General features: G+C 55.6%; 22 protein-coding genes. 13 read left to right on the top strand and 9 right to left on the bottom strand.

What is annotated here, in order from left to right:
* Positions 1-4: 4 nt before the first annotated feature.
* Positions 5-3,388: a double-strand break repair helicase AddA gene (gene addA / locus JXR15_RS04210; RefSeq protein WP_422052246.1), complete on the top strand. Its 3,384-nt coding sequence runs from the start codon at positions 5-7 to the stop codon at positions 3,386-3,388.
* 49 nt (positions 3,389-3,437) lie between these two features.
* Complete coding sequence (gene trxA, locus JXR15_RS04205) at positions 3,438-3,758, top strand: thioredoxin (RefSeq protein WP_299421728.1); 321 nt, start codon at positions 3,438-3,440, stop codon at positions 3,756-3,758.
* Between the two features lie 47 nt (positions 3,759-3,805).
* Here the strand turns inward: trxA and JXR15_RS04200 are convergent, their stop codons facing one another.
* Both JXR15_RS04200 and JXR15_RS04195 read right to left on the bottom strand, forming a co-directional pair.
* A complete protein-coding gene (locus JXR15_RS04200) occupies positions 3,806-4,249 on the bottom strand; it encodes a hypothetical protein (protein ID WP_422051975.1) in 444 nt (147 codons plus the stop codon).
* 45 nt (positions 4,250-4,294) lie between these two features.
* Entirely contained in the window at positions 4,295-4,714 is a 420-nt protein-coding gene (locus JXR15_RS04195) for a hypothetical protein (protein WP_422051974.1), read from the bottom strand.
* A 100-nt stretch (positions 4,715-4,814) separates the two neighbouring features.
* On the opposite strand from JXR15_RS04195, the gene hslV reads away from it, so the two are divergent.
* The 6 genes from hslV (at position 4,815) to JXR15_RS04165 (ending at position 11,191) form a co-directional block, all read left to right on the top strand.
* Positions 4,815-5,372, top strand: a complete 558-nt coding sequence (gene hslV / locus JXR15_RS04190) for an ATP-dependent protease subunit HslV (RefSeq protein WP_422051973.1) — start codon at positions 4,815-4,817, stop codon at positions 5,370-5,372.
* On the top strand, positions 5,369-6,403 hold the full coding sequence (locus JXR15_RS04185; protein ID WP_422051972.1) for an aldo/keto reductase: 1,035 nt from the start codon (positions 5,369-5,371) through the stop codon (positions 6,401-6,403). The genes hslV and JXR15_RS04185 overlap by 4 nt, the downstream gene beginning before the upstream one ends.
* Before the next feature lie 17 nt (positions 6,404-6,420).
* Positions 6,421-7,485 carry a hypothetical protein gene (locus tag JXR15_RS04180; protein ID WP_422051971.1) on the top strand — a complete coding sequence of 355 codons (1,065 nt, stop codon included), beginning with the start codon at positions 6,421-6,423 and terminating at the stop codon, positions 7,483-7,485.
* A gap of 12 nt (positions 7,486-7,497) precedes the next feature.
* Positions 7,498-8,808: an ATP-dependent protease ATPase subunit HslU gene (gene hslU, locus JXR15_RS04175; protein WP_422051970.1), complete on the top strand. Its 1,311-nt coding sequence runs from the start codon at positions 7,498-7,500 to the stop codon at positions 8,806-8,808.
* 68 nt (positions 8,809-8,876) lie between these two features.
* Positions 8,877-9,974: an alpha/beta hydrolase gene (locus tag JXR15_RS04170; protein ID WP_422051969.1), complete on the top strand. Its 1,098-nt coding sequence runs from the start codon at positions 8,877-8,879 to the stop codon at positions 9,972-9,974.
* Positions 9,971-11,191, top strand: coding sequence for an MFS transporter (locus JXR15_RS04165; RefSeq protein ID WP_422051968.1), 1,221 nt, complete (start codon positions 9,971-9,973; stop codon positions 11,189-11,191). Before JXR15_RS04170 ends, JXR15_RS04165 begins: the two co-directional genes overlap by 4 nt.
* Here JXR15_RS04165 and JXR15_RS04160 read toward each other — a convergent pair.
* The 3 genes from JXR15_RS04160 to JXR15_RS04150 form a co-directional block, all read right to left on the bottom strand.
* A complete protein-coding gene (locus tag JXR15_RS04160) occupies positions 11,180-11,626 on the bottom strand; it encodes a Smr/MutS family protein (protein WP_422051967.1) in 447 nt (148 codons plus the stop codon). The two genes, JXR15_RS04165 and JXR15_RS04160, sit on opposite strands and share 12 nt — an antisense overlap.
* 137 nt (positions 11,627-11,763) lie before the next feature.
* On the bottom strand, positions 11,764-12,801 hold the full coding sequence (locus JXR15_RS04155; RefSeq protein ID WP_422051966.1) for a murein transglycosylase A: 1,038 nt from the start codon (positions 12,799-12,801) through the stop codon (positions 11,764-11,766).
* Complete coding sequence (locus JXR15_RS04150; protein WP_422051965.1) at positions 12,798-13,457, bottom strand: Tim44/TimA family putative adaptor protein; 660 nt, start codon at positions 13,455-13,457, stop codon at positions 12,798-12,800. Before JXR15_RS04150 ends, JXR15_RS04155 begins: the two co-directional genes overlap by 4 nt.
* 104 nt (positions 13,458-13,561) lie before the next feature.
* On the opposite strand from JXR15_RS04150, the gene JXR15_RS04145 reads away from it, so the two are divergent.
* Both JXR15_RS04145 and secB read left to right on the top strand, forming a co-directional pair.
* Entirely contained in the window at positions 13,562-14,104 is a 543-nt protein-coding gene (locus JXR15_RS04145) for an FxsA family protein (protein ID WP_422051964.1), read from the top strand.
* 53 nt (positions 14,105-14,157) lie between these two features.
* The gene (secB, locus tag JXR15_RS04140) at positions 14,158-14,655 is read left to right on the top strand and encodes a protein-export chaperone SecB (RefSeq protein WP_422051963.1); all 498 of its coding nucleotides are present in this window, start codon (positions 14,158-14,160) and stop codon (positions 14,653-14,655) included.
* A 57-nt stretch (positions 14,656-14,712) separates the two neighbouring features.
* Here the strand turns inward: secB and dnaQ are convergent, their stop codons facing one another.
* Genes dnaQ through JXR15_RS04120 form a run of 4 tightly spaced genes read right to left on the bottom strand, consistent with a single transcriptional unit; the run spans position 14,713 to position 17,459 of the window.
* A complete protein-coding gene (dnaQ, locus tag JXR15_RS04135; RefSeq protein ID WP_422051962.1) occupies positions 14,713-15,447 on the bottom strand; it encodes a DNA polymerase III subunit epsilon in 735 nt (244 codons plus the stop codon).
* Positions 15,440-16,033 carry a dephospho-CoA kinase gene (gene coaE / locus JXR15_RS04130; RefSeq protein ID WP_422051961.1) on the bottom strand — a complete coding sequence of 198 codons (594 nt, stop codon included), beginning with the start codon at positions 16,031-16,033 and terminating at the stop codon, positions 15,440-15,442. Before coaE ends, dnaQ begins: the two co-directional genes overlap by 8 nt.
* Positions 16,030-16,863, bottom strand: coding sequence for a shikimate dehydrogenase (locus JXR15_RS04125; protein WP_422051960.1), 834 nt, complete (start codon positions 16,861-16,863; stop codon positions 16,030-16,032). The genes coaE and JXR15_RS04125 overlap by 4 nt, the downstream gene beginning before the upstream one ends.
* Complete coding sequence (locus tag JXR15_RS04120) at positions 16,860-17,459, bottom strand: Maf family protein (protein WP_422051959.1); 600 nt, start codon at positions 17,457-17,459, stop codon at positions 16,860-16,862. Before JXR15_RS04120 ends, JXR15_RS04125 begins: the two co-directional genes overlap by 4 nt.
* Positions 17,460-17,875: 416 nt before the next feature.
* Here JXR15_RS04120 and JXR15_RS04115 point away from each other — a divergent pair, with 416 nt between their 5' ends.
* The 3 genes from JXR15_RS04115 (at position 17,876) to mnmE (ending at position 21,028) form a co-directional block, all read left to right on the top strand.
* Positions 17,876-18,325, top strand: coding sequence for a CopD family protein (locus JXR15_RS04115; RefSeq protein WP_422051958.1), 450 nt, complete (start codon positions 17,876-17,878; stop codon positions 18,323-18,325).
* A 122-nt stretch (positions 18,326-18,447) separates the two neighbouring features.
* Entirely contained in the window at positions 18,448-19,719 is a 1,272-nt protein-coding gene (rho, locus tag JXR15_RS04110) for a transcription termination factor Rho (RefSeq protein WP_299421773.1), read from the top strand.
* A 10-nt stretch (positions 19,720-19,729) separates the two neighbouring features.
* Positions 19,730-21,028, top strand: a complete 1,299-nt coding sequence (gene mnmE, locus JXR15_RS04105; RefSeq protein WP_422051957.1) for a tRNA uridine-5-carboxymethylaminomethyl(34) synthesis GTPase MnmE — start codon at positions 19,730-19,732, stop codon at positions 21,026-21,028.
* Positions 21,029-21,048 lie beyond the last annotated feature (20 nt).

The following is a 21,048-nucleotide window of genomic DNA, read 5'->3' as shown; positions in this document are numbered from 1 at the left end:
GCCAATGAACGACGCCACCCGTCGCCAGATCACTGCCGCGCGTCCAGATGCCAGCACCTGGCTCTCCGCCAACGCTGGTTCCGGCAAAACCCGCGTTCTGACCGATCGCGTGGCCCGCCTGTTGCTTGAGGGTGTTCTCCCACAGCACATCCTGTGTCTAACCTACACCAAAGCCGCCGCCAGCGAGATGCAGAACCGGCTGTTCAAACGCCTCGGCAGTTGGGCGATGAAGTCTGATACCGAACTGTCTGAGGAGCTCAGCGAGCTCGGCGTTGTAGGAAAATCCAACGCTGACGATTTGCGCAACGCCCGCACGCTGTTTGCCCGCGCCATTGAAACGCCCGGCGGATTGAAAATCCAAACCATCCACTCCTTCTGCGCCTCCATGCTGCGCCGTTTTCCACTTGAGGCGGGTGTGTCACCCCTGTTCAGCGAAATGGAAGACCGCGCTGCAGCGCTTTTGCGTGAAGAAATTGTAGAGCAGATGGCCGAAGGCGCAGACTCCGATCTGGTGCGGGATCTCGCCACACATTTCACCGGCGCCGCCCTGGAAGATCTGACCGCAGACATCTGTCGCCATGCGGACCGACTACGTCATCCCGTTTCGCCGTCGGACCTGTGCGAGTTGCTTGGATTGCCGGAAGGCTATGACCAAAATACACTGCAATCCGATGTGTTTCTTGGCAGCGAGGCAGAGCTGATAAACGCGCTCATCGACGTGCTTCAAACAGGCGGCAAAACCAATGCAACAGCGGCTGGTAAACTTAGTGCAATCACCCAATTCGATGCATCCGATTTGCCCATTTTGGAATCCGTTTTTCTGACAGGAAAAGGTGCAAAGGAACCGTTTTGTGCCAAGTTAGACTCTTTTCCGACCAAGGCACTGCGAACCAACCACGCGGAACTGATGGAACGCATAAAGCCGCTCATGCAGCGCGTCGAAGATGTGCGCACTCGCCGCCTAGCACTTCAAGCCAAAGACCGCAGCGCCGCATTGCACGCTTTCGCTGCACGCTTTCTGGAACGCTACGACACCGCCAAACAACATCGCGGCTGGCTCGACTTTGACGACCTCATTCTGCGCGCGCGCAACCTGCTAAACGAACCTGCCGTGGCCGAATGGGTGCTCTATCGACTCGACGGTGGCATTGACCACATCCTTGTGGATGAAGCCCAAGACACCAGTCCGGTGCAATGGCAAGTCATCGAACGTCTGGCGCAAGAATTCACCTCCGGCTCTGGTGCACGGGGTGATGACACTCGGACCATTTTTGTGGTGGGCGACAAAAAGCAGTCGATCTACAGCTTTCAGGGCGCGGACCCGGCAGAGTTTGATCGCATGCGCGATGAATTTGCCACGCGATTGCACGCCACAGAAACCCAACTGCAGGACTTGAGCCTCGAATATTCCTTCCGCTCGTCCCCCGCCGTTCTGAATCTCGTCGACAAGTGTTTTGAAAGCCACGCGAACGCAGGCTTCCCAACCGGCAATCGCCATATTGCGTTTAACGACGACATGCCGGGCCGCGTTGACCTGTGGCCGGTGGTCGAACCCGTCACAAAAGCGGAAAAGGACGATTGGTTTGATCCGGTCGACCGCCTCAGCGACACCCACCACACAGTTATTTTGGCAGATCGCATTGCAGCGCAAATTGCGCGAATGATCAAACAGGACACCATTGCCGCCTCGCGTGGGCCCGACGGACAGTTCAACCAGCGCAAAATTGAACCAGGTGATTTCCTCATTCTAGTGCAACGTCGCTCTGACCTGTTCCACGAAATCATCCGCGCCTGCAAACTGCACGGGTTGCCGATTGCCGGTGCGGACCGGCTCAAAGTGGGCGGCGAAATGGCTGTGCGCGACCTCGGCGCGCTGCTGTCCTTCCTCGCCACACCGGAAGACGACCTGTCTCTGGCCACCATCCTGCGGTCTCCGTTGTTTGGCTGGTCGGAGCAGGCTTTGTTTGACCTCGCACATCACCGAGCCCCCAAAACCTACCTTTGGGCCGCCTTGCGCGACCGAGGCGACGCGTTTCCAAAAACCATGGCCACCTTGGATGACCTTCGTGCCAACACCGATTTCCTACGCCCCTACGATTTGATCGAGCGCGTACTTACGCGCCACAAGGGACGTCACGCCTTCCTCTCCCGCCTGGGGGCCGAGGCCGAGGACGGCATCAACGCGCTTCTCTCTCAAGCTTTGGCTTATGAAAAGTCCTCGGTGCCAAGTCTCACCGGATTCCTGCAATGGATGCAGACCGATGATCTGGAAATCAAACGCCAGATGGACAGCGCCACCAACCGAATCCGCGTGATGACGGTGCACGGCTCCAAAGGGCTGGAAGCGCCGATTGTGATCATGCCAGACACCGGCAAACGGTTGATCAAAACCGATGCGCCCATAGTGCCCGTTGGCGACACCGCGCTTTGGAACATGGCGTCCGATAGCGCACCAGCCCCTTTGGCTTCTGCACGCGAGACAATGGCGGAGGCGCAAGCCGCCGAACGCCTGCGCTTGCTTTATGTTGCCATGACCCGTGCGGAAAAATGGCTGATTGTGGCGGCGGCCGGAGATTTAGGGAAAGACGGCAAGAGCTGGTATGACACCATCCGCGCCGCGATGGTCGCCTCCGATGCCACGTCTTATCAGTTTGGCGGCGGTGAAGGTCTGCGCCTGGATCACGGGAATTGGGCTGGTACAGTCTCTGAAATGGTAGAAGACTCCGCCTCAACAAAAGTCGAAGTGCCAACGTTCCTGAAATCTACCGCCCCGTTGCCACCGGTTCCGCCACACGCGCTCAGCCCGTCTGACCTTGGCGGCGCCAAAGCATTGGGCGGCGAGCTGGGTCTGGACCAGGAAGCCGCGATGCGACGCGGTACTTGGCTGCACCTATTGCTCGAACAATTGCCCAACCATTCGCAAGCTGACTGGTCTGAAATTGCAAGATCGCTTTTGCAGGATGATCTGGTCGAGATGCAGATCGGGCAATTTGAAGATCTACTGACTGAGGCCACAGAGACTTTAATCAAACCCGAACTCAACTGGCTGTTTGATCCATCTGCTTTGGCAGAAGTGCCCGTCACCGCCAACCTTGGCCCCAACCGCTTGCACGGAATCATCGACCGTTTAGTGGTTCAGGAGGATTATGTCTGGGCGATCGATTTTAAGACAAACGCCACGGTTCCAAGCTCTGCAACCGCAACGCCTGACGGAATTTTGCGCCAAATGGGCGCTTACACCCATGCTTTGGAACAGATTTTTGACCAACCGATCCGCACCGCAATCCTATGGACAGCAACGGCGGAGTTGATGGAACTGCCACACGATCTTGTGACAAAATCGCTTGCCGCCACACCATATCTTGACGCCCCCGCTTCGCAAACCTAGGTTCCCTCGAACCAAGACCAATCAGCACCCTCTTTCAGGAGACCTCCACATGGCAACCGTTGCTGTCACCGATGCCACCTTTGACGAAGAAGTAAAAAACGCCGACGTGCCTGTCGTCGTGGATTTCTGGGCCGAATGGTGTGGCCCTTGTAAACAAATCGGCCCAGCGCTCGAAGAGCTGTCGGCTGAAATGGACGGCAAAGTGAAAATTGCCAAAGTTGACGTGGACAGCAACCCGGGCGCAGCTGCAGCTCTGGGCGTGCGCGGCATTCCTGCGCTGTTCATCTTCAAAGACGGTCAGGTGATCTCCAACCGCGCAGGCGCAGCACCCAAAGCCGCTCTGCAAAGTTGGATCGAAGACGCCCTTTGATCCCGTCAAAATACTGATTTCGAAAGGCGCTCCATTGGGGCGCCTTTTTAGGTAACAGGCCACCCAAGCCTGGCCAAACGCGCCCGAATTTTGTCTTCCGCTTCCGGCCGGCCTGCATTGATCGACATCTGCTGTAAAAACAACCACAGATATTGGGGGTAGGGCGGTTTCATCCCCCGCACAGCTTTGAACGCTCCATCTATACCAAGACGCTCCACATTGGCAGCGATGTGGTGAAAATCGATCCCGGCGAACAGCACGCAGGGCTTTTTCAGAAAGTACCCCGCAAAGGCCACGCTGGAGTTCATCGCAACCACATAGGCACATTTGGGCAGCAACGCTTCCATGCCCCCAACCTGCAAAGACAGGCGCGCGTATTTCGCGACCATATCGTCCAAAGCATCCCGCTCTTCATCAGAGTAGGTCTCTCCGGGATGCAGCGTGACAACTATCTCCCGATCCGGTTCCTGTGCCAAAACATGTTCCACCATCTCAATCGGGCTACAGTGCTGAAAATACCGTTTCTCAATCAGCTTTCACTGCAAGGGAACATAGACAAAATCGCCTTTCTCCACTTGCTTTAAATGCGGCTCATACAAGCGCCGCCGCCAGGCCTGAAAAAACTTGCGCGCTTTCGCTTCGTTTATCTTTGACGGATCAAACCTCGTCTCGGCGACTTCCCAATGCCACCGTTCATTGGTGTGCTCAATGTGCCAAAACGGGTAATAATAGGCCTTCCGCAAAGTTACTGAGTTCCGCACAAACGGATCCCGCATGTAGAAAACAGAATACCCTCCAAGTCTTGGATCAGCCTCCTCAGGATCAACATAGCTGACCTGCATACCTGCAGAGCGAACCACATCCGCCATCTTGTTGATAAAATTATGATCCCCGGCTTCCGCGCGCTGCTTATCCGGCCACGGCAAATAGAAACGGGCCTGTGTCTCACTGCTCATGCGCCGGACGCTAAGCCCTTGCAATCACACCCGCAAGCCATACCCTTGTGCCTTTCTGGTCGCAGGCTCATATAGGGCAAAGGACAAAAGGAGCTTTTGGATGTCTGAGGATCAATTCCCCGGTTGGCACGGCACCACCATCATTGGTGTGAAAAAGGGCGGCGAAGTTGTGATTGCCGGAGACGGGCAGGTCTCCCTAGGCCAAACAGTGATCAAAGGCACGGCACGCAAAGTGCGCCGCTTGAGCCCCGGCGGCTATGACATTGTGGCGGGCTTTGCTGGTTCCACTGCTGACGCCTTCACACTTCTGGAACGCTTGGAAGCCAAGCTGGAAGCCACGCCCGGTCAACTGGCCCGCGCCTCGGTCGAGCTGGCCAAAGACTGGCGCACCGACAAATATCTGCAAAAGCTCGAAGCCATGTTGATTGTGTCGGACGGCACCGACATCTTTGTCATCACCGGGGCAGGGGACGTACTGGAGCCTGAACATGACGTAACCGCCATTGGCTCCGGTGGCAACTACGCGCTGGCCGCGGGGCGCGCCCTGATGGACACCGATCTGTCCGCCGAAGACGTGGCGCGCAAAGCCATGGGCATCGCCGGTGACATCTGCGTCTACACAAATGGCAACCTGACGGTGGAGACCATCAAACAATGACCGACATGACCTACACACGCATGGGCAACTCCGGTCTGGTGGTGTCTCGTCTAGCTCTGGGCACCATGACTTTCACCCACGGCTCCGACTGGATCCCCGGTGTCGCCAAGGTTGGCTTAAGCGATGCCCAGCGTATGGTTGACGTCGCACTGGATGGGGGCATCAACTTCTTCGACGCCGCAGATGGCTATTCCAACGGCGAAGCCGAAGACATTCTTGGCAAGACCCTCAAAGGCAAGCGCAACGACGCGGTGATCTGCACCAAACTGGGTTTCCGTCAAAGCGATCGCATCACCGACGCAGGCCTGTCACGCGGACACATCCTGTCATCCGTGGATGGCTGCTTGAAACGGCTCGACACCGACTGGGTCGATCTTCTTGTTTTGCACAAAACCGATTTCACGACTCCGCTGGAAGAAACCCTGTCGACCCTGCAAACGGTGATCGACGCAGGCAAAGTGCGCCACATCGGAGTCTCCAACTGGCCCGCGTGGAAGGTGGCACAGGCCGTGCAACTCCAGCGCGACAACAACATGAGCCAGTTTGTTGCCGGACAGTATCTGTACAACGCCGTGAGCCGCGACATCGAGATGGACATCCTGCGAATGGGCGCGGAGCTTGGAATCGGCCTCATGGCGTGGTCGCCTTTGGCGGGCGGTCTTCTGACGGGCAAATACGATCTTAACAAACTGGAGGACAGCGAAGGACGTCTGGCCGAAGGCGATTTCCTGCAAGTGTCCAGAGAACAAGCGCAGGCCGCGATCACCGCTCTGACGGCAGCCGCCGAAGCGCACAACGCCACACCGGCACAAATCGCCCAAGCGTGGATTCTGAACAAACGCCGCGACCACACGGTCATCATCGGCGCCTCCAAGCTCAGCCAGCTTGAAAGTGGCATTGCTACCGCAAATATCGTTCTAAGCGAAGGTGAAATGGCCACATTGGACGCCGCCGCTGTTCCAGGCCGTCGCTACCCCGAGTGGTTTGATGACATGATGAAAGATGAACTGTTTGCCAAAGTGCTCGCGTAACGAGAGACCCACACCTCATGATTGACAAAGATGATCTTCGCGCCGCAGTTGGCTCCGGTCTGCTCAACGAACAACAGGCCACGTCTCTTGCGGCGCTCGCCGATAGCCGGCGCGGCGCGCGAGAAGACCTATCGGTAGGGGATGAACCCTTTGAGCTGTTCAAAGGCTTCAACGAGGTTTTCATTGTGGTTGGTCTGCTGATCCTCGCCAGCGGCTGGGCTGCGGTCAACGGCATCGCCATGGCCGCCGAAGTGGTGAACTACAAAACCAAAATTGTCACCACGACAGCCATCTCCGGCACTGTGATCTGGGCCCTTGCGGAGTACTTCATCCGCCGCCGTCGCATGGTGGCCCCCGCCATTGCTTTGTCGATCCTTTGGGCAATCAACGCTGGATCCGGCATCACGGCCTATTTCGCGCAGCCCTTCATGCTCGCCCAAGAAGACTTCTCCAGCCTGCCACTGCCCCTGGCGCTCACCACCTTAGCAACACTGATCTTCTGGCTGCGCTTCCGCGTGCCTTTCGCCATGGCGCTGATTGCGCTTGGCGTCTTTGGCATCGCGCTCATGCTTGGCGCCAACCAATCCGGCACACCAACCAGCCCGCAAGACCTCTTCCTGCTTTCTGCTGGAGGACCCTTCGCCTTTATCACTCTAGGCGTGGGCATCGCTGTTTTTGCTGTTGCCATGTACTTTGACATGTCTGACCCGCACCGCGTCACTCGCCGCAGTGCACAGGGCTTCTGGTTGCACGTTGTTGCCGCACCAGCCCTAATCAACACTGTTGCTCTCACGCTTCTCGAAACAGGTGGCAACGGCGCCTACATGGCCCTCATGCTTTTCCTTCTGGGATTTGCTGCCATTGCCATCATCATCGATCGTCGCTCCTTCTTGATTGCTGCCATCGGCTACACCGTTGCCTTGGCCAGCATCGTCTTTGACGGCGAAGGCGCAGCTTTCACCATTCTCTTCCTCGGCATCTTTCTGGTGGTGCTTGGCGCCTTCTGGTCCCGCTTCCGCGCGGCCTTACTTGCGCCGCTGTCCGGCATCCTGCCGCTGCACCGCCTGCCGCCTTCCCACTGATTGGACACCGCTATGACTGATCTCACACCCCGTGAAATTGTTTCCGAACTTGACCGCTTCATCATTGGCCAGAATGACGCAAAACGCGCTGTGGCCGTGGCCCTGCGCAATCGTTGGCGTCGTAAACAGCTAGCCGACGACATCCGCGATGAAGTCTACCCCAAGAACATCCTGATGATTGGCCCCACCGGTGTGGGCAAAACCGAAATCTCCCGCCGCCTCGCCAAACTAGCCCGCGCGCCGTTCATCAAGGTTGAAGCCACCAAATTCACCGAAGTGGGTTACGTGGGCCGCGACGTGGAACAAATCATCCGTGATCTCGTCGACGCTGCTATCATCCAAACCCGCGAACACATGCGCGAAGACGTGAAGGTCAAAGCCCATGCCGCCGCCGAAGATCGCGTGATCGAGGCGATTGCCGGTCCAGACGCGCGCGAAGGCACGCGGGACATGTTCCGCAAGAAGCTCAAAGACGGCCTTCTGGACGATACAGTGATTGAGCTCGAAGTTGCTGACAGCTCCAATCCTTTGGGCGGCATGTTTGACGTGCCCAGTCAGCCCGGCGGGCAAATGGGCATGATGAACCTGGGTGATATCTTTGGCAAAGCCATGGGTGGTCGCACCACCAAGAAACGTATGACTGTTTCTGAGAGTTATGAGGTGTTGATTTCTGACGAAGCAGACAAACTGCTGGACGATGAAACCGTGAATGCCGCTGCACTGCAATCTGTGGAGCAGAATGGCATCGTGTTCTTGGACGAGATCGATAAGGTTTGCGCCCGCCAAGAAGCCCGTGGCGGTGACGTCTCCCGCGAGGGTGTGCAGCGTGACTTGCTGCCACTGATCGAAGGCACCACTGTCTCCACCAAACACGGCCCGGTAAAAACCGACCACATCCTGTTCATCGCCTCTGGCGCATTCCACATCGCGAAGCCGTCTGACCTTTTGCCGGAGCTTCAAGGCCGTCTGCCAATCCGCGTGGAACTGCGTGCTCTGACCGAAGAGGATTTTGTGCGCATCCTCACAGAAACCGACAACGCCCTGACCCGCCAATACACCGCGTTGATGGGCACCGAGGAGGTCACCGTCTCCTTCACGGATGATGGTATCGCCGCACTGGCCAAGATTGCCGCAGATGTAAATCAGTCCATCGAAAACATCGGCGCACGTCGTCTTTACACCGTGATGGAACGTGTCTTTGAGGAGCTGAGCTTCACCGCCCCTGACCGCTCCGGCGAAGAAATCACGGTTGATGCAGCCTTTGTGGAAACCAACTTGGGTGAGCTGTCCAAATCCATGGACGTCAGCCGCTACGTGCTCTGATTTCCCCCTAGCGACTTTTACCCATCCTCGGCATAGTCCCGGCAACTCTGTTTTGCCGGGATTTTTTTGTGCGCAGTCTTCTTGTCATAGTTACGTGCTTTTTTGTCTCCGCCTGCGCGGATCGGATCACCGCACCGGTTCAGCCGGAGGCCTTGACCTCTCCCAACACACGCCAGGTTTTTGTTGTCACAAACCGACAGCGAAATACGGAAGGGTACCTCGCAACCACCCGAAATTCTGAACTGACCTTTCTTGACACAACAGTCTCTATTCCGCCTGAACACACGTCAGGGGAAGCCCCCAACTTCAGCGCCCGCCCTGATCCACAGAAACACTTCGTGATCGCAAAAGAAACCCAAATTGCCACTCTCTCAAAATTGGCAACCAAGGTCTCATCCAGCCTGTCAACCAAACCGCGTCGCAACCGCGAGGTCACCGTCTTTGTGCATGGATTTTATAACACCTACCAAGACAGCTTGTTTCGCATCGCCCAGCTACAAAACGATTTTGATATGCCGGGCACTGTGGTGAACTTCGCCTGGGCCAGCGCTGGCAGCCCCCTGGGTTATGCGCATGACAGGGAAAGCGCGCTGTACTCGCGCGATGATCTGGAACGCACTCTACGTGCCCTTGCCAAGTCCAAATCTGAACGTCTTTTGCTGGTTGGCCATTCCCTAGGCACTTTTTTGATCACCGAAACGCTGCGCCAAATCGAGTTGAAAGAGCCCGGCTGGACCACGCGCAACATCGACGCGCTTGCGTTGATTTCTCCCGATATGCCGGTCGATTTGTTCCTGCGAAACTTGGAACCAATAAAAGCTCTCCCTGACTCCACAGTGATTTTGACCTCCACTGAAGACAGCGCCCTGCGGCTATCCAACCGGATCAACCGGTCTTCCGAAAGGCTCGGACAGCTCTCAAACCCCGACGTGCTAGCCGACCTTCCGGTGATTGTATTTGATGTGTCTGGCTTCGCAGACGGTAGCAACAACCACATGACATTTGCGGAAAGCCCAGCCTTGATCGCTCTGTTGCGTGACGCGCGCACCTTTGACGCATTGCTCGCCCCGGACGATCCAAATTTCCTTTTGCGACAGGCTGAAAAGGTGCGGGTCTCCAATCAGGCCATGGCCATTCAGGTTTCCGGCCCGTCAGGCGGATCATGATCTCGTACCGAAGTTTCCTCAAGCAAAATGGCCGCTACCTATTGCCCGGCGCAATGCTGATGTTTCTGTCCTGCTTTGGCCAAACCTTTTTTATTGGCACATTTGCTGCGGACATCCGAAAGGCCTTTGAACTGTCCCATAGTGAATGGGGCGCAATCTATATGGTCGGCACCGGAACCTCGGCGTTGATCATGTTGTGGGCAGGCACATTGGCGGATCGTATGCGGGTCCGCATCCTTGGCCCGATCATGCTGATCTGTCTAGCAGGGGCGTGTTTTGCAATGGCTTGGTTGTCGTGGGTCTGGGCGCTTCCTTTTGTCATTCTAGCGCTCAGGTTCACAGCCCAAGGCATGTTGCCGCACATTTCAGCGGTTGCCATGGCGCGCTGGTTTGCCGCCTCCCGTGGCCGCGCCTTGGCCTTTGCCACAATGGGTTTCATGCTGGCGGAAGCTGTGATGCCAATCACGGTTGTCTGGCTAAAAGGCAGGGTTGATTGGCACTTCATCTGGCTGATCGCAGCCGGTTTTTGTGTGCTCATGGCCCCAGTGATCTATGTTTTTCTGCGGCAAGAGCGTGAGCCGCAACACATGGCCAGTAGCATGAGTTCTCTTGGTATGGAGGGCCGTTCGTGGTCCCGCTGGGAGGCCATTCGCCACCCTGTTTTCCTATCCGCAATTCCAGCAATGATGGCCTTTCCGGCGTTTTCGACAGTGTTCTTTTTCCAGCAAACTTATTTTGCAGAGATCAAAGGCTGGTCACATCTTTCACTTGTTGCGGTGTTTCCGTTGGGAACCTTATCCTTTGCGCTGTCCACGCTGACGTTTGGCTGGCTCATTGACCGGTTTGGCGCCACCCGTTTGATGCCGTTCTACCTCCTGCCATTGGTGGCTGCTTTTGCGCTCCACGCCTGGTCGCCCTCCATTGCATGGGTTGCAGTTGGCGTTGTGCTTATGGGCATGGCCGGGGGTGGTCAGGCCACCCTGCCGGCCTCTGTCTGGTCTGAATTCTTTGGCACCACACATCTGGGCGCCATCAAAGCCACTGTAGCGGCTTTTTCCGTGCTTGGATCGGCCCTTGGTCCGGGCCTATCTGGCTGGCTCATCGACAGCGGCGTACCATACGAAACTCAGCTCACTGCCTTTGCCGTCTGTTTTGCCATCGCCAGCGCGCTGATGGTGATCCCTTTCACTCGCGCACGTCGGTCTCTAACGGCGTAGATAGACGTAATAAGCACCGGTACCGCCGTGTCGTATATGCGCCTCAGCAACCTGAAGAATACACGCTTTCAAAGGCGGCAGTGCAAACCACTGTGGCACCTGGTGTTTCAAGACACCTCGCCGGGTCGGGATGGGTCCGTCATCGCGCTTACTCTTGCCTTTGCCGGTAATGACCAGCACCAGCCGCTTACCTTCACCATGAGAGCGCATAATGAAGCCGGTCAACGCGCCATGCGCCTGATCCGCGGTCATGCCATGCAGGTCAATTTTGCCTTCCGGCTTCAACTTCCCGCGCTTCATCCGGCCAAAGGCTTTTTTGTCCATCTGAACCGGCTGCCGCGCGACCCGATCTGAAACGCTGCCCATCAAATCATGGCCAGACCGCCCAACCGGAGCTTTAGAGCCAACCTCAAAATCCGGCAGGGCAGGTGTCAAATGCGGACGAGGTTTCTTTTGTGGTTTTGGCTTAGGTTTTGGGAGCTCATGAGAACTTGCGCCAGGATGAAGGCGCTCAGCTGTATCCGCCACCTTCCGCCAGAGGGTGACTTCATCTTCACTCAATTTCCGCCGTGTCACAGAACTGACTCCGGCAACATCGCGTAAGCCCGCTGAATGGGTAGCAAGACCACCATGCGTCCCGGATCCTTAAGTGTCCCTGCCGCTTTGCCAGCCGCGTCTCCAGTGCCAAAGAAAATATCTGCCCTTTGCGCACCTTTGATGGCCGACCCAGTGTCCTGAGCGATCATCAGGCGGCGCAAAGGTCCTGCGCCGTCTTTTTCCACCCAAACCGGGGCTCCAAGCGGGGTAAACTTCGGGTCTACCGCCACAGAGCGCATCGCCGTAATCGAGCGGTTCATCGCGCCCAACGGGCCTTTATGTGCCGGCACACGGTTCACTTCCCGGAAAAACACAAAGCTGCCATTGTGCCGCAGCAGTTCAGCTCCATCCACAGGATTGCGCTTCACCCAATTCTTGATGACCTGTGCACTGACCTGATGGGCATTATACACGCCACGCCGCACCAACTCCGCACCAATCGAGCGATACTTATGGCCATTGGCCCCACCGTAGCCCACACGGATGTAAGATCCATTTGGCAGTCGAATACGACCAGACCCCTGAATTTGAAGGAAAAACAACTCAACAGAGTCATCCACCCAGGCAATTTCCAAACCTCGCCCCTGAAGCGCGCCGGTGGTTTCAATCTCGCGCCGCGAAATCCATTTTCCATCACGGGCTTCTGCTGGCAGACGATAAACAGGAAAGCGATACCGTCCGCTTGGCGTCAAAGACCCGTCCAGTTCAGGCTCGAAATACCCTGTAAACAGCGCACTCTTTTCGGCCTCTTCAATCAACACCGGGCGAAACAACAGCTCAAAAAACTTCCGTGCGTCTTCGATACCGGTGGCAGCCGCACAAAGCGTCTGCCAATCCGGCGCATCAAAATCACCGCAAGTGTTCAGAAACACTTGACGGGCGGCCTCGTGATCATCCGCAGCCCACCCGTCAAGGTCTTTAAAAGAAAGAATTTTCATATGAGTTTCGGACATAGCAGCCCCTCCGGCCATTACAACGACCGCGGCCAGCGCCGCCCGAAACACCCGGATCATTCGCCGGTGGCAACAAGCTGCCAGTTTGGATCGTCCGACCCCATCGCGCGCGCAAACGTCCAAACGTCCTTCTGGCGCTTAATCTGGCTTTCGCTGCCCTCAACAATGTCACCGCCGTTGTCACGCACAACATGTGTCAGCTCGCCAACATAGCGCACAGTGATTTCACCCTCTTTGGTATTTTCGTCAAAATGCGCCGCTTGCAGAGACATTTCGCGCACGCCGATGAACTCGCTCTCAACGGTCAAACCTTTGTCGGCACGCATTTCCACAACCTGAGCGAAGCTTTCATAGACTTCGTCGCCGAGGAAACCTTTGATTTCAGCCAGATCGCCTTTTTCAAACGCCATCAGGATCATCTCATAAGCACCGCGCGCGCCACCGAGAAAATCGCTAACGCCAAATTGCGGATCAATCGACTTCATTCTGGCCAGTGCAAGCGCGTTCACGCTGCCTTCTTCGGCGTGATCGAGAATGTCTTGATCCGGTCCACCTTCAATCACCTCAAGGTCCGGGCCCTTGCGACGTGCAGAGGTCACCCCCTCCTGACGGGGCTCTTCATATCCCTCTCGAGTCCCCAAAACATTGCGCAAGCGCAAGATCAGAAACACGGCAATACCGGCAAGAACCAGAAGTTGAATTAAGGAGGAGTTCATTTGAACCTCATGTTGGGCATGGAAACACTGTTCTCTCGCACTTATGTAAGTCACGGGCGGGGTCAAGTCCACCTCGCCAAAAGAAGCATTGGAGTAAAGCTAAGATGTGGCTCTTGTTGGCCTTTGTTGCGATCCCCATGATCGAAATTGCCCTGTTCATCAGCGTTGGCGGGGCCATCGGCCTTTGGCCGACGCTCGCCATTGTATTGCTCACCGCCATCCTTGGCACGCATTTGGTCCGATCTCAGGGGCTTGCGGCCATCGGAAACGTACAAAAATCCTTCAACGAACTGAATGACCCAACAGAGCCTCTGGCCCATGGCGCAATGATCCTCATCGCGGGTGTGTTGCTTTTGACACCAGGGTTTTTCACAGATGCCGTCGGGTTTGCCCTGCTCACGCCGGCATTTCGGAAAATCATGTTCAATTTTGCGCGCAGCCGGGTGCGCGTACAAAGTTTCACGATGGGCAGCCAGCAATCCGCGACCTTTCATTCCGGCCAGGCAAACCGCAGTCATCACCCTGCTGAGACAGACGTGATTGATGGCGAGTTTTCTGAGGTTGATCCCGCTCAGAATGGTACAAGCCAGCAACTGGACAGCGCCAAAAAACCCACGCATAAACCATCCGGTTGGACTAAACATTGAGACACCCAATTTGACCTGTTAAAGCAGGGCAAACGAATATTCTGGAGACTCCCATGGCGGAAAATGAAAACGGTGCAGCACAAGCACCGCAACTGAAAATGAACGTACTGACCCAATTTGTACGCGACATGTCGTTCGAAAACATTTTGGCTCAGAAAGGCTCCGCAGGTAACCCGCAGCCGGACGTTCAGGTTCAGGTCAACTTGGACGCCAAAAAGCGCAATGCCGATCATCAGTTTGAAGTGGCGATGAAGCTCAACATCACCGCCAAAAACAAAGAAGACGGCGCCGAGATGTTCATTCTGGAACTGGACTACGCTGGTGTGTTCCACGTGGAAGGTGTGCCAGAAGATCAACTGCACCCGTTTCTGCTGATCGAATGCCCACGTATGCTGTTCCCATTTGTGCGCCGCATCGTGTCCGATGTGACCCGCGACGGTGGCTTCCCGCCGCTGAACCTGGAAACTATCGATTTTGTGGCTCTGTACCGCTCCGAGCTGGCGCGCCGCGCGCAAGAGCAGCAAGCAGAAGGGCAGCCAGTCGCAAACTAAGCGATCCGCTGACAGCATTTGGGGCGCTGCCTTCGCGGGCAGCGCCTTTTTTATGGCCTATCCCAGTTTGGTCCAAAGGGCGTTATCGCCCATCTTTTCAACAAATTCTTTATGCGCTGTCGCTTCGTCTTCGGTTAGGCGTGAGGGCAGGGGCGTCGCCCGTTTGGTGGGCCGCCAGTCGTCCACCTGCACCGATTTGGTCTTACCGCCACCTCCAGAAGCCAAAACAAGGTCCGGTTGTCGGCCACCAATCAGCTCAAGATAGACTTCCGCTAGGATTTCGGAGTCCAAAAGCGCGCCGTGCAACGTCCGTGAGGAGTTATCGATCCCATACCGTCGGCACAAAGCGTCCAACGTGGCTGGCGAGCCAGGAAATTTGGTACGCGCCATAGCCAGCGTATCAACCGCGCGATCCATCGGGATCTCGGGCAGGTTCATCCAATTCAGTTCCGCATTCAGGAATTTCATGTCAAATTTGGCGTTGTGAATGACCAGTTTACTGTCGTTGCCAATGAAATCCAAAAACGCCTGCCCATGCGCCTCAAAGACTTTCTTGTCTTTCAGCGTCACCTCACCCGGCTGTGCATCCCGTGGCACATCCAGCAAATCCGGCCCAATCCCGTGCACGCCAAAAGCCTCTTCGGGCATATTCCTCAGCGGGTTGATATAGACGTGAAAGGTCTCACCAGTCGGCAGGTGGTTGTACAATTCCAACGCACCAATCTCGACAATTCGGTCGCCGGAGAACGGATCAAACCCGGTGGTTTCCGTATCGAGCACGATTTCACGCATTGGCCAACTGTCCCCTAATGGCGGTCACGATCTTCTCCACCTGCTGGCGCGCATGGTCAAGCGTGTCTGTGGTTACAACGTAATCTGAGCGGGCCACTTTCTCATCATTTGGCATCTGTTTGGCACAGATCTGCCCAAACTGGGCCTCACTCATCGTGCCCCGTGCCAAAACCCGATCCCGCTGCATTTCAGCTGGAATAGAGACGCATACAACCGCATCCATCGCTGCGTTGCCACCGGTTTCGAACAGCAACGGAATATCAAACACTAGAATGTCAGCCGTGGCAGAGGCAATGAAGGTGGCACGGTCCTGCGCGACCAAGGGATGCACAATCTCTTCAATCGTTTTGAGCGCCGAAGGATCGCGACCAATCACCTCTTTGAGCTTGTCACGAGACACAACGCCCGCAATCACAGCCTCCGGAAACTTTGCCTGCATCGGCGTAACCGCCGCACCGCCTACATCATAAAGCCGATGCACCGCCGCATCCGCATCCCAAAGCGCACAGCCCAGATCAACAAACATCTGCGCCGTCGTCGATTTGCCCATGCCAATCGACCCGGTCAGGCCAAGCTTAAAGCTCATCCCAAAACCACGCGCCGGGTTTCATCGTCCACCACGGGACGGCGCCCAAACCAGCGTTCAAACCCAGGCACGGCTTGGTGCAACAACATGCCCAATCCATCCACGGTCACACAGCCAATCTCATTGGCGGTTCGCAGGAAATTTGTCGTCAACGGCGTATACACCAGATCGGTCACCACCGTTTCTTTATGCAGCCCATCCATCGGCACGCGCAGTTCTGACTTCCCGGTCATTCCAAGCGATGTTGTGTTCACCAGCGTGGCGCCTGCTTCCAGAATATTGCCTGCTTGAACCCACTCAACCACCTTCACCCGCGCGCCAAAATCTTCGCGCAACTTGTCTGCGCGCACGCGCGTGCGGTTGGTTAGCAAAATCTCCGGCGCACCAGCATCGAGCAAAGACGCCACAACCGCCCGCGCGGCACCACCTGCGCCCAACACAACAGCTGGACCCGCAGAGGCATCCCATTCCCGTGCCCCCTGACGCAGGTTTTCGATGAACCCGTATCCATCTGTATTGTCGCCCAGAATGCTACCATCATTGAGAAAGATCAGCGTGTTCACCGCCCCAATCAGCGTAGCGCGATCCGTGATCTGGTCAACAAACTGCATCACCCGCTCTTTATGCGGGATCGTCACGTTACAACCTACAAAGCCCATCTTTGGCATCGCTTTCAACACATCTCCCAGAGCATCCGCCTCGACCTCAAGCGGCACATAATGTCCGGCAATGTCATATGTCTTCAACCAATGCCCATGCAGGACCGGTGATTTTGAGTGCGCAATCGGGTTCCCGATCACACCCGCCAGTGGAATGGAGGGCAATGTCATTGTGGCAGTTCTCCCCGTGTCGTCAGGAACGACAGAATTTCTACAAGCGGCATGCCAAGAACGGTAAAGTAGTCTCCGTCAATCTTGTCAAACAGGCGCACACCTTCTTCTTCTAACTTATACCCGCCAACCGAATGGCGGATGCTGTCAAAGTTGCGATCCAGATAGCCGTCAAGAAAGGCGTTGCTGAATTGCCGCATGAACAGCCGTACAACCCCCACATGACGCCAAAGCGGCTCGCCTTTCTGATAGATAACCGCTGCTGACAGCAACATGTGACGTTGACCTCTTAACAACAGCAATTGGTTGCGCGCATCTTCCACGCTGTCCGGCTTGGAAAATATTGTACCTTGGAAATCGAGCACTTGGTCACAACCCAAAACCAATGCCTCCGGCCGCTTCAAGCTCACTTTACGCGCCTTCGCCTCTGCCAACGCATCCGCCACATCGCGTGGCGTGGCTCCCTCCGCCTGCAAAGATCGCTTAATCATCTCCTCATCGACACGCGGCTTAACGGTTTCGTAACCAACATTGGCTTTAGATAGGAGCTGAGCCCGTATCTCGGAGCCTGAAGCAAGGATCAGGGGTGTGGTCATGTGGATAAATCCGTGGAGAAAGGAAGGAACTTCTTTGGAGTCCTTTCTGGAAATTTCTGTGGGATTTTGCAAGCTGGGGAAACTCACCCCCGTCTCACGGAAATCCCCCGATTTTCTGCACGGTGGACGGGGAAAACTTTGCCTGTGGGAGGAATCACCCGCATACCGGTTTCTCCACCCAGTTACCCACAGTCACACAGCTGTCATTTTTCTCTCAACATACTGAAAACGTTAAATCCTTTTAACTTTCTCACCAGATGTTGATACAGATCAGAGCAAACCATTCAGATGTGGGTAAGTCCTAGGGAAACTGGATAATCCACAGGATTGGACCTCCCTACTTATTCATCATCCTTTTCTATATATATATTTATTTATTATAGAGAGGGTCCGGCTTCGATCAGGATCAAACCATCATGAGTTACTTTCTCGTCGATATTTACCCTTACGTGCTTTCTCTGCACATCATTGCAGTGATCAGCTGGATGGCAGGTATTTTTTATCTCCCTCGTCTCTTCGTCTATCACGCAGAGCGGGCAGAGAAGGGCGATCAACTCGACGAAACCCTGAAGATTATGGAATTCAAGCTTCAGCGCTACATCATGGCACCTGCCAGCATCGTGGCCTGGATCGCAGGCCTCACACTTGTGTTTACACCTGGTGTGGTCGATTGGTCTGCAGTCTGGCCTTACACCAAAGCATTTGGTGTGATCTCCATGACAGTGTTTGATCATTGGTTGATGATTATGCGTAAGAAGTTTGGCCGAGATGAAAACAAACTCTCCGGTCGCCAGTATCGCATGATGAACGAAGTTCCGACGGTTTTGATGGTTCTGATTGTCGTCTCCGTTGTTGTGAAATTCTGAAGCGTTTGACTCAGGCGAAGAAAGTGGCGTAGAACTGCCGCCAACTGGCCCGTCCGGGCTGAGTGCCTTCCAAATACAGAGTACATGATCTGCCTTTCTCTCGGGCAGCACAGGATATTTTCATGACACAAGAAAAGCTTGCTCTTGGCACATTGAAAGCCAAAAGCCCCAAAGATCTCTTGGCGATGGCCGAAGAGCTGGAGATCGAAAACGCCTCCACCATGCGCAAAGGCGAGATGATGTTCCAAATTCTGCGCGAACGCGCAGATGACGGATGGGAAATCTCCGGCGATGGTGTGCTTGAGGTGCTTCAAGACGGATTCGGTTTCCTGCGCTCTCCAGAGGCGAACTACTTGCCGGGTCCGGACGACATCTACGTCTCCCCTGAGATGATCCGTAAGTACTCCCTGCGCACCGGTGACACCGTGAACGGGGTTATGACAGCGCCAGGTGACACAGAACGCTATTTCGCGCTCACAGGCGTGTCTCAGATCAACTTTGAGGCGCCAGAGAAAGCCAAGCACAAAATTGCGTTTGATAACCTCACACCGTTGTATCCGGATGAGCGTCTGAAGATGGAGATCGAAGATCCCACCATCAAAGATCGCTCCGCTCGGATCATCGACCTTGTCGCGCCAATTGGTAAAGGCCAGCGTTCCCTAATCGTGGCGCCGCCTCGCACGGGTAAAACGGTTCTGCTTCAAAACATCGCGCACAGCATCGAAGCCAACCACCCGGAATGTTACCTGATCGTTTTGCTGATCGATGAACGTCCTGAAGAGGTGACCGACATGCAGCGCAACGTGAAAGGTGAAGTTGTGTCTTCGACCTTTGACGAGCCTGCCACACGCCACGTTGCGGTTTCCGAAATGGTCATCGAAAAAGCCAAACGCTTGGTGGAACACAAGCGAGATGTTGTGATCCTTCTGGACTCCATCACAAGACTTGGTCGTGCCTTCAACACCGTGGTGCCTTCTTCCGGCAAAGTTTTGACTGGTGGTGTAGATGCCAACGCGCTTCAACGTCCAAAGCGTTTCTTTGGTGCGGCGCGTAACATCGAAGAAGGCGGCTCTCTGACCATCATCTCCACCGCGTTGATCGACACTGGCTCGCGCATGGACGAGGTGATCTTCGAAGAATTCAAAGGCACCGGTAACTCTGAGATCGTGCTGGATCGCAAAGTGGCCGACAAACGTGTCTTCCCAGCGATCGACATTCTCAAATCCGGCACCCGAAAAGAGGATCTGCTTATCGACAAAGGCGATTTGGCTAAGACTTATGTCCTACGCCGGATTCTCAACCCGATGGGCACCACCGACGCTGTGGAATTCCTGCTCGGCAAACTCAAGCAAACCAAAACCAATGGCGAGTTCTTTGACTCGATGAACACCTAAGGATGCTGTGATGGCCTATGTGGCTGACACAATTTTCGCTCTTGCAACGGCCCCCGGTAAAGCGGGGGTCGCTGTCGTTCGTGTGTCCGGTACACGGGTGACTGAGGCGGGCAGTGCGCTCTTTGGAGACTTGCCTGCGCCACGTTTGGCAGCCCTAAAACTACTGAAAGACAGCGAAGGCCGACGCCTAGACCAAGCTTTGGTGCTCTATTTCGAGAATGGCAGCAGCTTCACAGGAGAAGAAGTTCTAGAGCTGCACCTGCATGGCTCCACGGCTGTGGTGAATGCCGTCCTGCGCGAACTCTCAGAAATGGAAGGCTTGCGTCTGGCGGAAGCGGGCGAATTCACCCGTCGTGCTTTGGAAAACGGTTGTCTCGATTTGGCGCAGGTCGAAGGTCTTGCTGATCTCATTGATGCAGAAACCGAAGCGCAACGGCGCCAAGCTTTGCGTGTCCTTTCCGGAGACCTCGGCAATCTCGCCGGAAAATGGCGCACGGACCTGATCCGAGCCGCTGCGTTGATCGAAGCCACCATCGACTTTGCAGATGAAGATGTGCCTGTCGATGTCACACCGGAGGTCACAGAGCTTCTATCTGGCGTTCGTACTGAACTCGACAAGGAAATCGCAGGTGTTGACACCGCCGAACGTATCCGCACAGGCTTCGAAGTTGCGATCCTTGGTGCGCCCAATGTTGGCAAATCTACATTGCTGAACGCATTGGCTGGTCGCGAAGCTGCAATTACGTCGGAATACGCCGGCACCACACGCGATGTGATCGAAGTGCGTATGGAGCTGAACGGGTTACCGGTCACTTTGCTCGACACCGCAGGCCTGCGCGAAACTGACGATCATGTCGAAGGTATCGGCATCCAACGTGCGCGCGACCGGGCTGCAGCGGCCGACCTTCGCGTGTTTCTCAAGACTTGTGATGAAGAGCCGGACTTTACCCCACTTCCAAACGATGTGATCCGTGCCGCCAAGGCGGATACTCTAAGCGATCCCAAGAATGCAATTTCCGGAAAAACCGGGTTTGGCGTTTCTGAACTTGTGGCTGAGATCACCGAGAAGCTTTCGGAACAGGCGGGGCGTTCCGGTGTGGCCACCCGCGAACGGCATCGTATCGCGATGAAACGGGCATCCGAATCGCTGGATGCGGCCCGCGCCGTTCTCTCTTTGGGTCCGGATCACTATGATATTGGGGCGGAAGAATTACGCGCTGCGATTCGCGCCCTTGATTCCATCGTCGGTCATGTCGATGTAGAGAACTTGCTGGATGAGATCTTTTCGAGCTTCTGCATCGGAAAGTGATTCAAATTTGAGGAGTGTTT

The sequence above is a fragment of the Shimia sp. genome (assembly GCF_049116215.1).
GTDB lineage: Bacteria > Pseudomonadota > Alphaproteobacteria > Rhodobacterales > Rhodobacteraceae > Shimia.
Note: the sequence above shows the minus strand (reverse complement) of the source record. Positions and strands in the feature narration are given on the sequence as shown.

Bases quoted from the DNA above. Each gene is read 5' to 3' on its own strand.
- addA (WP_422052246.1), top strand. From the start codon at position 5: ATGAACGACGCCACCCGTCGCCAGATCACTGCCGCGCGTCCAGATGCC.
- trxA (WP_299421728.1), top strand. From the start codon at position 3,438: ATGGCAACCGTTGCTGTCACCGATGCCACCTTTGACGAAGAAGTAAAA.
- JXR15_RS04200 (WP_422051975.1), bottom strand. From the start codon at position 4,249: ATGGTGGAACATGTTTTGGCACAGGAACCGGATCGGGAGATAGTTGTC.
- JXR15_RS04195 (WP_422051974.1), bottom strand. From the start codon at position 4,714: ATGAGCAGTGAGACACAGGCCCGTTTCTATTTGCCGTGGCCGGATAAG.
- hslV (WP_422051973.1), top strand. From the start codon at position 4,815: ATGTCTGAGGATCAATTCCCCGGTTGGCACGGCACCACCATCATTGGT.
- JXR15_RS04185 (WP_422051972.1), top strand. From the start codon at position 5,369: ATGACCGACATGACCTACACACGCATGGGCAACTCCGGTCTGGTGGTG.
- JXR15_RS04180 (WP_422051971.1), top strand. From the start codon at position 6,421: ATGATTGACAAAGATGATCTTCGCGCCGCAGTTGGCTCCGGTCTGCTC.
- hslU (WP_422051970.1), top strand. From the start codon at position 7,498: ATGACTGATCTCACACCCCGTGAAATTGTTTCCGAACTTGACCGCTTC.
- JXR15_RS04165 (WP_422051968.1), top strand. From the start codon at position 9,971: ATGATCTCGTACCGAAGTTTCCTCAAGCAAAATGGCCGCTACCTATTG.
- JXR15_RS04155 (WP_422051966.1), bottom strand. From the start codon at position 12,801: ATGATCCGGGTGTTTCGGGCGGCGCTGGCCGCGGTCGTTGTAATGGCC.
- JXR15_RS04150 (WP_422051965.1), bottom strand. From the start codon at position 13,457: ATGAACTCCTCCTTAATTCAACTTCTGGTTCTTGCCGGTATTGCCGTG.
- JXR15_RS04145 (WP_422051964.1), top strand. From the start codon at position 13,562: ATGTGGCTCTTGTTGGCCTTTGTTGCGATCCCCATGATCGAAATTGCC.
- secB (WP_422051963.1), top strand. From the start codon at position 14,158: ATGGCGGAAAATGAAAACGGTGCAGCACAAGCACCGCAACTGAAAATG.
- dnaQ (WP_422051962.1), bottom strand. From the start codon at position 15,447: ATGCGTGAAATCGTGCTCGATACGGAAACCACCGGGTTTGATCCGTTC.
- coaE (WP_422051961.1), bottom strand. From the start codon at position 16,033: ATGAGCTTTAAGCTTGGCCTGACCGGGTCGATTGGCATGGGCAAATCG.
- JXR15_RS04125 (WP_422051960.1), bottom strand. From the start codon at position 16,863: ATGACATTGCCCTCCATTCCACTGGCGGGTGTGATCGGGAACCCGATT.
- JXR15_RS04120 (WP_422051959.1), bottom strand. From the start codon at position 17,459: ATGACCACACCCCTGATCCTTGCTTCAGGCTCCGAGATACGGGCTCAG.
- JXR15_RS04115 (WP_422051958.1), top strand. From the start codon at position 17,876: ATGAGTTACTTTCTCGTCGATATTTACCCTTACGTGCTTTCTCTGCAC.
- rho (WP_299421773.1), top strand. From the start codon at position 18,448: ATGACACAAGAAAAGCTTGCTCTTGGCACATTGAAAGCCAAAAGCCCC.
- mnmE (WP_422051957.1), top strand. From the start codon at position 19,730: ATGGCCTATGTGGCTGACACAATTTTCGCTCTTGCAACGGCCCCCGGT.